Genomic DNA, 12,239 nt, shown 5'->3' with positions numbered 1-12,239 from the left:
ACTTGTCGATCGTCTGTTGGTGATACTGGTTTGCAAAGAGGTCATTCTTAATGGCGCTGCGTTTCTTCATGGTGGTTAGCTCAGTAGACCAGCTTCCGATAACTTTATCAGCAAAATCAAACTCGGCTTAGGTTTTTCGAGGTGCCCTTAAATATAAGAAAAAATATGCCGCTGATCAGAAAATTTAAAATACATATAAATATATTTAGAGAAAGATAAATTTTATCAAGCAAGTTGATTTTGTTATAGTTGTTATTATCTTGTATGAAATAATAATAGAATTTAATTTGTAATTCTATAGATATAAACTGTACTTTAATACAGGGAAGATTTTTAATTAATTGGCTATGAAAATGTGTAATAAATAAAAATAACCCTTTTTATGTAAAGGGTTATAAACGATAAGGAATATATTTTAAGATGCGTGATAAATCAATCACACTGAACTTTAATAGCTAAACCTCCGCGAGAAGTTTCACGGTATTTAGCATTCATATCTTTACCTGTTTCATACATGGTCTCGATAACTTTATCTAAAGAAATTCGGGGTTCACTTGTTCTACGTAATGCCATTCTTGCCGCATTAATAGCTTTTACTGACGCAATTGCATTACGTTCAATGCAAGGGACTTGAACTTGTCCTGCAACCGGGTCACAGGTAAGACCTAAATTATGCTCCATACCAATTTCAGCCGCAATACAGACTTGTTCAGGATTGCCACCCAGTAACTCCGTTAATCCAGCAGCGGCCATTGAACAGGCAACACCGACTTCACCTTGGCAGCCGACTTCAGCACCTGATATAGAGGCATTCATTTTGTAAAGAATACCAATTGCCCCTGAAGCTAAAAAGTAACGATTGTAAAGGGCCGGTGTAATAGGTTCTATACAATGATCATAGTAAGTTAACACAGCAGGAACGATGCCGCAGGCGCCATTGGTGGGTGCTGTTACGACACGACCACCGGCGGCATTTTCTTCGTTGACCGCTAATGCAAACATATTGATTAGATCAACGACATCCATTGGGTCATTGGATATTTTTTGGGAAACGGTTAGCATGCGATGTAATGCCGGTGCGCGTCGGGGGACGCGAAGCGGGCCAGGTAAAATACCTTCAGTATTAAGCCCTCTATCGATACAGGCCTGCATGGTATGCCAAATATTAGCAAAATAGTGGTCAATTTCTTCTTTCGTATGCAGCGCTAATTCGTTTTTCATCATAAGACTAGAAACAGATAAACCGGTTTTATTACAATGAAGTAACAGTTCAGCTGCTGAGTTATAGGCATAGGGTACTTTTTTATTAGTAGATATTTGTTGGCCAAAATGTTCTGCATCAACAATGAAGCCGCCACCTATCGAGTAATATGTTTTACTGAAAATTTGCTTATCATTATTGAAAGCGGTAATGGTCATACCATTTTCATGTAATGGTAAATTATTATAATGAAAATTTATCCCGCCTTGGCGTGGAAAATCAACATAATGGTTTGTATTTGCTAAAGATAAACGTTCAGTTTGCTCAACATTGGCAATAAAATCTGCAATTGATTCAATATCAACGGTTGCTGGCAAATTACCTGCTAAACCCATAATAATAGCAATATCAGTATGATGTCCCTTTCCGGTTAATGAAAGGGAACCATAAATATCAACAGCGATACGAGTGATCGAGGAAAGTAGATTTTTTTCTACCAATTGATCGACAAATTCTTTACCCGCTTTCATTGGACCAACGGTATGAGAACTGGATGGGCCAATACCTACTTTAAACATATCGAAAACACTGATCACTAAGAACCCCCTGGAAAAATAAAAACGATAAAGTAATCACTTAAGACTAAATGTTATGGTTGTAATATTACAGTGTTATAATGGATTGCCAGTTTATCGTTTTTTTTGAAATTTACTAGTAGCAGTGAATAAAATGTAAAATAAAAAGATTTTTTATTTTTTGCCTATTTTAAACAAGTTGTAAGGCCAATTTATTGAGAATTGTTGCAGTTAATCCCCAAATTAGATATTGATTGTAGTGATAAAAGAACAGACGCTTTTTATGACCTGCATTATTGATCATAATGGAATGATGATGAGTTAAGGTGAGGGCGTGTTTCAGTGGGACTTCAAAAATAGCTGCTACTTCGGCTGGATTTTTGTAATAAGAAACCTTTGCTGATAACAATCCAACAATAGGTGTCACTAAATAGCCACTATGGCTTTTTATTGGTTGCATTTTTCCAAGGATCTGCACCTGATTTGGCAAAATATTAATTTCTTCACAAGATTCACGTAAGGCCGTTTCAATTAAATTATGATCATCGGGTTCGCGAGCGCCACCAGGAAAAGAAATCTGACTAGCATGAAGGCGTAAGTTATCAGTTCTTTTGGTAAATAGAAGAGTGGGTTCAGGTTTGCAAATAATGGGTAATAGTACAGCGGCACTTTTTTTTGCGCTATCGGTATTAACAGGTTGAGCGGTACCAGTGGCGATAGGTAATATTAATTGAAATCGGTTAATAAAATTATCTAACATATCCATTAAGATTGATTATTTTCTAATACGGGTAATATTCTACTCAGTTTATCAAAAGTCTCTTGATACTCTTTTTCGGCGGTACTATCTGCCACAATTCCACCGCCTGCCCAACAATAAAGGTTTTGATTTTCAGTTAATAAGGTACGTATGCTGATGTTTGTATCCATCGTACCGCAGAAACTGATATAACCAATTGCTCCGCAGTAACTATGGCGACGATGAGGTTCAAGTTCATCAATAATTTCCATTGAACGTATTTTCGGCGCGCCGGTAATTGAGCCGCCTGGAAAGCAGGCTTTTAATAGATCAGTGGGATGATAGCTAGAAGGCAATTGTGCAACAATAGTGCTAACTAAATGATGAATAGCCGGAAAAGATTCAACCACAAAAAGTTCTGGTACACTGACTGTTCCTGGTATTGCAACTTTACCAATATCATTACGCAATAAATCAACTATCATTACGTTTTCAGCGCGATCTTTGGTTGATAATTGTAAACGTTTTATCTGTTTTTGATCTTCTTGGGCATCAGTTAGCCTAGGCAATGTGCCTTTGATTGGACGAGTTTGAATTGAATTGTCGTTCAGCCAAAGAAAACGTTCAGGGGATACACTGAGCACGCAATGTTGTTCTAAACGAATGAAGGCGGAGAAGGGTGCTTGATTATTTTGATTAAGTTTAAGAAACGCTTCCCATTCATTACCCTGATATTTGGCTTTAAAACGTTGCGCTAAATTAATTTGGTAACAATCACCATCGCGCAAATATTGATGAATTTGGCTAATTTTATGGTGATATTGCTGTCTTGACATGTTACTTTGCCATGGTTCACACATTTGAAACTGTTCAGTTGGTATTTTCGTTTGGTTTTCTAACCATGACAAGCGTTGTTCAACATTTTGATAACTGAGCAAAGTTACTATTTTTTTATGGTGATCAACAATTAATGCCCAAAGATAAACACCGATCGCCATATCGGGAAAACTTAATTCTTTCTTAGCAAGTTCGGGCAGAATTTCTATTCGCCGGCCTAAATCATAGCCCCATATACCTAAAGCTCCGCCTTGGAAAGGAAGCTCGCTATTCACTGTGAAAGTGAGATTCAAATGTTGCATTTCGCTTTTTAATAGCTCAAATGGATCAAGTTCTGAGCTGATTTTTTCATTTTCACGGTGAATTTGCGTGATACTGTCTCTTGTTTCTAACGTGGTTACTGGATCAGCGACTACAATATCAAAGCGGTTATGTGGATGGCTTGCATTACCCGAATGTAATAACATCGCCCATGGCTGGTTGGCGATAGCATTAAAATAATTTAAAGCGGCATCTAATGAATAAGGTAATTGAATTTTTTGCAGGCGCATATTTATTAGGCAACGATAAGGGCTATTAACGAATATACTACCATAAAATAACGTTTTTCATAGGTCAAACTATGCTAATGTTATATTGATAATGATGTTTAAATAAAAAATGAGTGAAAAATAAATGTTTTCAGATATGCCAATGTTAAATCATCAGGAGCAACAAGAAGCTGCTGAACGTATTCATCAATTGATGGCTGATGGAATGAGTAGTGGGGAAGCGATTGCTTTAGTCGCTAAGGAGATCCGTGCAAAGCATGCGGTTAAAAAGCAAACTGATAACAACCATAAATAAGAGAAATAAGATTTTTTATGTTATTGCATATTGTTGATATGATGGATATGCCTTTACACCTCTAATTATACTTACTTTTCATAAGAAAATGTTTAGGAGTAAATGAAAGTGATGAAGATGCTTTTTATGTTGCTAGCTATGATATTAACCACGTTAATATCTTTTTCAATAATAGCTCAGGATATTGAAATTAATGAGAGAAGAACGGCTAAATTCATCAATTGTGATAATTTAAACCCGCAGCAAATTGGCGCAAAAGTGAAGAATGATTTTATTCAAACTCGTTTGCCATACTGGAATAAGGATAAAAAATTACTTGGTGGTTCAAATGTAGTTGCATGGATAAATAATAATAGCATTACAGCAATCAAACATGGTTATAGAATCCCTTTGAGCGTTAGGGGTACGAAAAAAGATGTTAGCTATCAGGTGATTGTTAATTGCCAGAATGAAACTATTACTTATCAAATTAAAAACGATTAGCGATTAATAAATTAACAGCAAAAAGTTGTCAGCATATTAACATTTATGGTTATTTTTATATTATCCTTTTCGCGGATCGTAAGGTAATTGATCCAGAGTATGAGAAATTTTGCGAAATAGCTTAAGCCGCTTACGAAAAAGCTCTCGCAAATGTACCGCTTGCTCTGCTTCAACTCTATCGGCAATAACCGGCATATTGTATCTTTCTTTAAATGCCACACTTGCAGCGGCAAGATCAAGATTTAGTTTTTCCCTCTCTTCTTTTGCTAATTCAGCAAGATTGTAACCCATACTCGTATTTTCGACCCCATCAAATATGATTTCTACATTAATTTTAGTAAACGAGGCATAGTCACGAGTTTCGCAGTCTCTAAAACACGAGTTTCGCACAGGCATATAAAATTCTAAAAATGGCTTAAAAGCAATGATTAATCTGCAAGTTACTAAAAAACATAAATTTTCTTAAATTACAATAAGTTGTATTTGATTTATAAGGTTTTGACTATTTATATATCATGCTGAATTAAACTTAAAAATAGAGCGTTTTTTTATTGGTGCGAAACTCGTGAAAATACCTTACAACCCGTCAGCGTGAGTACACGCCTAGGAATTTCAAAGATCCTGAGGCCGTATGAAATAGGGATCACAGTCGGTAAGATTTGCTGTTTTTTTCAGCACAAGAGGGAGTGAGATCATTATTTGTTGGCTAATCGACTGATTTTTGAACGAATTTGCTGAATTCAGGCAGATCTTCCCTGCATTACATCACGTAACGCATTCGCGCTATTTCCACTGCGTTAGCAACCAGATCCTTTAAGCCTGTTGCTCAATAGTGAAATAAAACTGCTTTCAATAAAAACAAGTTAGATACATCTAAAAAACACAAAAATAGGTTATTTTTTAATCTTATATAGGTTATTTTTAATTCAAAAATTGATTATTTTATCATCAATAGCTGGTTTTTTTGTAAGTCACAATTAATTTTGCTATTGAGCAACAGGCTTTTTGTTACCAGCCCATACAAGACCCGCTGATAGACCATTTTCCCGCCACACAGAATACATTTAAAAGGGTCCGTATTGAGCAGTGCTTGGCTGAGGCTGGAAAATGTCACTACTTTTACAGGTTTTTTCTCTTCCTGAGCCAGTGCCTTTTTTACCTTCAGCAATAATGTTCCCACCACTCGGTTTGCGAGAAAACCAAAGTACCGCACCATCCGAAAGTGTTTCTCCGGGATATGTTTAATCAGTCCACGAGTTTCGCACAGGCATATAAAATTCTAAAAATGGCTTAAAAGCAATGATTAATCTGCAAGTTACTAAAAAACATAAATTTTCTTAAATTACAATAAGTTGTATTTGATTTATAAGGTTTTGACTATTTATATATCATGCTGAATTAAACTTAAAAATAGAGCGTTTTTTTATTGGTGCGAAACTCGTGTCAGTTAAAGCTTTCGGCAGCAACCATTGAAGGTGATAGCTTTCATCGTTATACTCGCCCTGAAATGGATGTTGCTATTCGTAAAGCTAAGGAACAGAGTCGTCATATTAGTTATTTTGGACCTGAATCCAATGATTTTGGTCTGCTTGAACAAAGTTTAATCGAGTATGGCGAAAAAGGGACAGGAAAACGCCGACGCTATTTGCACACCTACGATGAAGCCGTCCCTTACAATCTTCAACCTGGAACTTTTACACCATGGGAAGCATTACCTAAAAATACCAATATACTATTTTATGAAGGGTTACATGGTGGGGTTGTAACATCAAAATATAATGTCGCTAAACATGTAGATTTGTTAGTCGGTGTTGTGCCTATTGTTAATCTTGAATGGATCCAGAAACTAATTCGTGACACATCAGAACCGGGTCATTCAAGAGAAGCTGTGATGGATTCAGTTATCCGCTCAATGGGAGATTACATTAAATATATCACCCCACAATTTTCTCGCACCCATATCAACTTTCAACGTGTTCCAACCGTTGATACCTCTAACCCCTTTGCCGCTAAAGCGATTCCTTCACCAGATGAAAGTTTTATAGTGATCCGATTTAATGGTCTGACCCAGATCGATTTTTCCTATCTTTTATCCATGCTACACAATTCATTTATTTCTTCAATGAACACATTGGTTGTTCCAGGTGGAAAACTAGGTTTAGCATTGGAGTTAATTATGACCCCATTAGTAAAAAAGCTTGTCACTAATAAAAAAATTATCCATAAAATAAGCTAACAACACAGCATTATATTTTTACTTATATCAATTTTTTATTCTTATAACCATTTTAAAGTTCAAACTATGCATAAAATTATCTTTTCCGTATATCATAATAATCGCGGTAATATTTTCTGGTTAATTATTTAATAACGTAATTATATTATAATGTTAATATTTATTTTTGCTATAATTTGATAACTTATGAAATAATATATTATTATTTCGGTTTAATTTTCAAATGTAATATTTACTTTGTCATACTTATTAATAAACACAGTAAAACTAATCAACTTATTGCTAAAATATGGATTATTTGGTCTATACAACATGACTGAATCGAGACAGTAGAGACAGGATGCTTTTATTATGCTACAAAGCAAAAGCACATTTATAGTATGGTTAAGATCAATACCAAAAATTCCGAATCAATATACCCTATAGTTAATATTAACTTTTCCAAACTAAACAAGTTAGTATGCTATGTTAGAATTTTATAAGATAAGCCAGCCTTATGAAGATTTGTATTTTCATATTTAGGCTGCAATAACATTAGAGGATTAAGCGAATGGTTTTCGGCAAACCACACACAGACCCGACTCTTGAATGGTTTTTGTCACACTGCCATATTCACAAATATCCATTCAAAAGCACTCTTATTCATCAGGGCGAAAAAGCAGAAACACTTTATTATATTGTAAAAGGTTCTGTTGCTGTTTTGATTAAAGATGAAGAAGGAAAAGAGATGATCCTTTCCTATCTGAATCAGGGGGACTTTATTGGTGAGCTTGGATTATTTGAGGAAGGGCAAGAGCGAACAGCTTGGGTTAGAGCTAAAAGCGCCTGTGAAGTCGCTGAAATCTCTTATAAAAAATTTCTCCAATTAATACAGGTAAATCCAGATATCTTGATGCGATTATCAGCACAAATGGCTAAACGCTTACAAACAACGTCTGAAAAAGTCGGTAATCTAGCTTTTTTGGATGTTACAGGCCGTATTGCGCAAACATTATTAAATTTAGCAAAACAACCTGACGCGATGACGCATCCAGATGGAATGCAAATTAAAATAACTCGCCAAGAGATAGGTCAAATAGTAGGATGCTCACGCGAAACAGTAGGACGTATACTAAAAATGCTAGAAGATCAAAATCTGATTTCTGCTCACGGTAAAACCATTGTCGTTTACGGTACACGTTAATATTCTATAAACCAGTACCTACTTTTATGTAGTGTATTGGTTTTATAAACTTATTTATTGTTATTAATATACAATTGAATTATGAATATATAATTACAATAGTAATAAAAAATCGAATAGCTGAATAATGATACAACTTTAATATGATATTTGAAATTAAAAATAACCGAACTATCTATCATAAAATTTACTAAATAGTCAGAGTATAATAATCAAATCTTATTAAGTTTATTCTCCAAAAACGATTTTAATACTACCGCATTATTATGATCTTCGTCTTTGCTAGAAAAAAGAAGTATCAAACAGTCCGATTTTACTTTAAGCAATAAATGTTGCCAACTATCAGGATTATTTTCTAATTCTTCAAAATAAAGTCGCTTAAATTGAGTAAAATTTGCTGGATATTTATGAAACCATTTTCTTAAATCATTTGATGGAGCAACATTTTTATTCCATTCATCATAGCGAAGATCTTGTTTTTTAATACCTCTTGGCCAAATCCTATCAACCAATACCCGATAGCCATTATTACCGATTTTATCCGCATAAATACGTTTACAAATTATCATCTTTGTACCATTTTTTGATAATAAAAAATTTAACAAAAATTTCTTTTATTATGTTTAATAGTAGTCTTTTATCAATGATAAATACAAAAAACATATTTAAATAGATAACTTTCTATATACTGCTTTTCCCCTATTGAGATTTACATTTAAAGCAAAATAAAACCTATTTTTCCAACGTTGATAGTTATACTTATCATTGAAATAAATAGCCAGACATGATCTAATTTGTAATAAATTAATACTTTAGAAAATTATTTAATAATTCATGTCCTTGCTCACTCAAGATGCTTTCTGGATGAAATTGAACGCCCTCAATAGGTAGTGTTTTATGCCGAATACCCATAATTTCGTCAATATTTCCATCATGTAGCGTCCAGGCAGTAACTTCAAAAGTAGCGGGTAAAGTTCCGGCATCAATCACCAAAGAATGGTAACGAGTAACTTGTAATGGACGATTTAATCCTTTAAAAATACCTTGCTGGTTATGATGAATTGCAGATACCTTGCCATGCATTACTTCTCTCGCTTTGACAATTGAAGCACCAAAAGCCTGACCAATCGCCTGGTGACCAAGACAAACCCCCAAAATTGGGATCTTACCGGCAAAATATGAAATTGTATTTAGTGAAACACCCGCCTCATTAGGTGTACATGGACCCGGTGAAATAACTAAATGTGTCGGCGCTAAGGTTTCTATCTCCGAGATATTTATTGCATCATTACGTTTAACTACAACATCAACTCCTAACTCACACAGATATTGATAAAGGTTATAGGTAAACGAATCATAGTTATCAATTATCAAAAGCATAACTAGCTATCCAAATGATTTTTATAGTAATAATTTCTTGATTATGAACTTTGTTATTAAGGCAAATTGTACTGATTATTATACCATAACAATAACGTGGGCTATCATACCATAACCGTAGAAAAAAATGGCTTACAAAAATCAATCAAAATGTTTCATTTTAATAAATAAACACAATAATTATAAATGAGAATAATGATAAAGGATTACTATAAACTATTATAAACTTCGTTATAATATTGACCATAAGATTTTAAATTATTTGATGTTATTTCGTTATTTCGATAAATTTCACCAATATATTTAGTTGCTTTATCAAATTTGTTATCAATAAGATAATTATCATAGACTTCATTATAACATTCTATATTTCTTGGATTTGCCATAATTCCAATATCCACTGCCATGTGATTAATAATTTCTCTTTGGATCTCAATATTTTTAATCGTTGCAGCACCTTCACTAGCTAAAAAATGAGAAACAAAATTTGATTTAGATTTTATATTTGGCTTTGCTGCATAAAAAATATGCCCAATTTCATGGGATAACGCTTGAATAGTTAAATTAGGATGATTCAATACTCGATTTGAAATAAATACAGTTTTCCGTCGTAAATCGGTAGCGGTTCCTTGCCCCCGTTGCGCTACAACTAATTTCCAACCATCAATTTCTAATGTTTCCAATGCCCGACTCAATGTAGGTGAACTTGTAATAAGCGCTTGTGTTTTTTCAGAAAATCGAACCATTTTGCCTGGAGTATATTCAATTTTTTCATCCAAAAAATAAGTAGACATAGGCGCCATATTCAGTAAGTCTGAAAATTGATTATTTTTATGTTCTATTTTCGGTTCAACAATATTTTCTATTAATTTCTGGCAACTAGGTAATAGCTTACTCAAACAATAATTCCCCATTAACAACAAGATAACGATATAAATTAATAAACTGATGGAAATTTTTTTTTATTATAAAGTAAAGTCCTGCCATTAATAGCAAGATAAGGACAGGTAAATTATTTTAGTTTTCTTATTGTAATTAAATATCGGCAATTATGTTAAATATAATAGCAGAAAAATATTTTCTGCTATTAGATAAATTTATTCAATACTGGCAGAAATAATTTTTATTTCTTGAGTTGGCACATTTTGGTAAGGACCAATATCTTTTGTTTTTACTTTCGAAATTTTGTCAACAACATCCATTCCTTTAATCACTTTACCAAAAACAGCATAACCAAAATCACGTTGGCCATGATCTAAGAATGCATTATCTGCTATGTTGATAAAAAATTGGCTAGTAGCACTATCCTTAGCTGTTGTACGCGCCATTGCAATGGTTCCACGTAAATTACGTAACCCATTATCAGCTTCATTTTTGATTGGCGAGCGAATATTTAATTGAGGTTGCAAATCACTAATAAAACCACCACCTTGGATCATAAAACCTGGGATCACACGATGGAAAATAGTATTTTGATAGTAACCTGCTTGTACATACTGAATGAAATTCTTCGTTGTCATAGGAGCTGCTTTATTATTTAACTCAAGTTCGATCTCACCTTCCGAAGTCACTAATTTAACGATAGTATCTCCTGCTGCAACAGCAAATGAAGATATACTAACCATATACGCTACCAGTAGCGGCACAAAAAAACGTTTTAACATTCAAGTTCCTTTTAATTATATTTTAGATGAAAATGTAAGCTAAAATTTAGTACCGTCAGGTCATTATACTAAGTAAAAATACATAACTGGCCTAAATTGACCTAATTAAATAATAGGATCTATTCTGTCACATTCCATATTTTTTTCTTATGTAAAAAATGTTATTTTTAATAAAATTCATTAACACATAATAATCTATCTTTCATGTAGCTATCACTATCTTAATTTATCCTCTTAAAGGTATAATTTCTCTAATTTAAGCCGAAATCAGCGAGAAACAATGATGACAAACAAAAATTATAATTATCACCAGACAAAATTTGTCACAAGCGCACCTGATATTCGCCATTTACCCAACGATCATGGTATAGAAATTGCCTTCGCTGGACGTTCTAACGCCGGTAAATCCAGTGCATTAAATGCACTTACCCAACAAAAAAATCTAGCCCGTACCAGTAAAACACCTGGCAGAACACAGCTAATCAATTTGTTCGAAGTTGCAGAGGGTATTAGGCTGGTTGATTTACCTGGCTACGGCTATGCAGAAGTCCCTGAATCGATTAAACGCCAATGGCAACAAGCATTAAGTGAATATTTACAAAAAAGAACATGTTTAAAAGGATTGATAATATTAATGGACATTCGTCATCCATTAAAAGATATGGATATACAAATGATTGAATGGTCTGTAGCAATGAATATCCCGATATTGGTATTGCTAACCAAAGCAGACAAACTAGTACCCAATAAACAAAAAGCTCAAATCATAGCAGTACGTAGTAGATTAAAAACAGTGGCGGGTAATATACAAGTTGAAACCTTTTCTTCATTGAAAAAAATAGGTATCGATAAATTACAACATAAATTAGATGAATGGTTCAATGAGCACCATTCTGAGCATAATTAGCCTACATGATGGATAATTAGAGGGCTTTATCTATCACTACTGGGCACCTCGAAAAACCTAAGCCGAGTTTGATTTTGCTGATAAAGTTATCGGAAGCTGGTCTACTGAGCTAACCACCATGAAGAAACGCAGCGCCATTAAGAATGACCTCTTTGCAAACCAGTATCACCAACAGACGATCGACAAGT

At 34.0% G+C, this 12,239-nt stretch carries 14 protein-coding genes; 5 read left to right on the top strand and 9 right to left on the bottom strand.

The window, feature by feature from the left end:
- Positions 1-432: 432 nt before the first annotated feature.
- From CBG25_RS15525 to pabB, 3 genes are all read right to left on the bottom strand, one after another.
- A complete protein-coding gene (locus CBG25_RS15525) occupies positions 433-1,797 on the bottom strand; it encodes an L-serine ammonia-lyase (protein WP_290607781.1) in 1,365 nt (454 codons plus the stop codon).
- A 169-nt stretch (positions 1,798-1,966) separates the two neighbouring features.
- Entirely contained in the window at positions 1,967-2,542 is a 576-nt protein-coding gene (locus CBG25_RS15520) for a CoA pyrophosphatase (protein WP_290607779.1), read from the bottom strand.
- On the bottom strand, positions 2,542-3,903 hold the full coding sequence (pabB, locus tag CBG25_RS15515; RefSeq protein WP_290607777.1) for an aminodeoxychorismate synthase component 1: 1,362 nt from the start codon (positions 3,901-3,903) through the stop codon (positions 2,542-2,544). Before pabB ends, CBG25_RS15520 begins: the two co-directional genes overlap by 1 nt.
- 124 nt (positions 3,904-4,027) lie before the next feature.
- Between pabB and CBG25_RS15510 the strand changes: the two genes are divergently transcribed.
- Positions 4,028-4,198 carry a YoaH family protein gene (locus CBG25_RS15510; protein ID WP_290607776.1) on the top strand — a complete coding sequence of 57 codons (171 nt, stop codon included), beginning with the start codon at positions 4,028-4,030 and terminating at the stop codon, positions 4,196-4,198.
- A 111-nt stretch (positions 4,199-4,309) separates the two neighbouring features.
- The gene (gene yebF / locus CBG25_RS15505; RefSeq protein WP_290607786.1) at positions 4,310-4,681 is read left to right on the top strand and encodes a protein YebF; all 372 of its coding nucleotides are present in this window, start codon (positions 4,310-4,312) and stop codon (positions 4,679-4,681) included.
- A 60-nt stretch (positions 4,682-4,741) separates the two neighbouring features.
- Here the strand turns inward: yebF and CBG25_RS15500 are convergent, their stop codons facing one another.
- Both CBG25_RS15500 and CBG25_RS15495 read right to left on the bottom strand, forming a co-directional pair.
- Positions 4,742-4,972, bottom strand: coding sequence for a DNA polymerase III subunit theta (locus tag CBG25_RS15500; RefSeq protein WP_290607785.1), 231 nt, complete (start codon positions 4,970-4,972; stop codon positions 4,742-4,744).
- A 646-nt stretch (positions 4,973-5,618) separates the two neighbouring features.
- Complete coding sequence (locus CBG25_RS15495; protein ID WP_366212793.1) at positions 5,619-5,927, bottom strand: hypothetical protein; 309 nt, start codon at positions 5,925-5,927, stop codon at positions 5,619-5,621.
- Positions 5,928-6,110: 183 nt separating this feature from the next.
- Here CBG25_RS15495 and CBG25_RS15490 point away from each other — a divergent pair, with 183 nt between their 5' ends.
- Together CBG25_RS15490 and crp are read left to right on the top strand one after the other, a co-directional pair.
- Positions 6,111-6,917: a phosphoribulokinase gene (locus CBG25_RS15490; protein WP_290607772.1), complete on the top strand. Its 807-nt coding sequence runs from the start codon at positions 6,111-6,113 to the stop codon at positions 6,915-6,917.
- 550 nt (positions 6,918-7,467) lie between these two features.
- Complete coding sequence (gene crp, locus CBG25_RS15485) at positions 7,468-8,100, top strand: cAMP-activated global transcriptional regulator CRP (protein ID WP_290607770.1); 633 nt, start codon at positions 7,468-7,470, stop codon at positions 8,098-8,100.
- A gap of 212 nt (positions 8,101-8,312) precedes the next feature.
- Here crp and CBG25_RS15480 read toward each other — a convergent pair whose 3' ends face one another.
- The 4 genes from CBG25_RS15480 to ppiA all read right to left on the bottom strand — a co-directional run bounded on the left by CBG25_RS15480 (position 8,313) and on the right by ppiA (position 11,144).
- Positions 8,313-8,669: a DUF488 family protein gene (locus CBG25_RS15480; protein ID WP_290607783.1), complete on the bottom strand. Its 357-nt coding sequence runs from the start codon at positions 8,667-8,669 to the stop codon at positions 8,313-8,315.
- A gap of 235 nt (positions 8,670-8,904) precedes the next feature.
- A complete protein-coding gene (locus CBG25_RS15475) occupies positions 8,905-9,480 on the bottom strand; it encodes an aminodeoxychorismate synthase component II (protein WP_290607768.1) in 576 nt (191 codons plus the stop codon).
- Positions 9,481-9,689: 209 nt separating this feature from the next.
- Positions 9,690-10,379 carry a hypothetical protein gene (locus tag CBG25_RS15470; protein WP_290607766.1) on the bottom strand — a complete coding sequence of 230 codons (690 nt, stop codon included), beginning with the start codon at positions 10,377-10,379 and terminating at the stop codon, positions 9,690-9,692.
- A gap of 198 nt (positions 10,380-10,577) precedes the next feature.
- On the bottom strand, positions 10,578-11,144 hold the full coding sequence (ppiA, locus tag CBG25_RS15465; RefSeq protein ID WP_290607764.1) for a peptidylprolyl isomerase A: 567 nt from the start codon (positions 11,142-11,144) through the stop codon (positions 10,578-10,580).
- 283 nt (positions 11,145-11,427) lie between these two features.
- Here ppiA and yihA point away from each other — a divergent pair, with 283 nt between their 5' ends.
- The gene (yihA, locus tag CBG25_RS15460; RefSeq protein WP_290607762.1) at positions 11,428-12,051 is read left to right on the top strand and encodes a ribosome biogenesis GTP-binding protein YihA/YsxC; all 624 of its coding nucleotides are present in this window, start codon (positions 11,428-11,430) and stop codon (positions 12,049-12,051) included.
- Positions 12,052-12,239: the final 188 nt, after the last annotated feature.

This window comes from Arsenophonus sp. ENCA, from assembly GCF_002287155.1.
Classification (GTDB): Bacteria; Pseudomonadota; Gammaproteobacteria; order Enterobacterales; family Enterobacteriaceae; genus Arsenophonus; species Arsenophonus nilaparvatae.
Note: the sequence above shows the minus strand (reverse complement) of the source record. Positions and strands in the feature narration are given on the sequence as shown.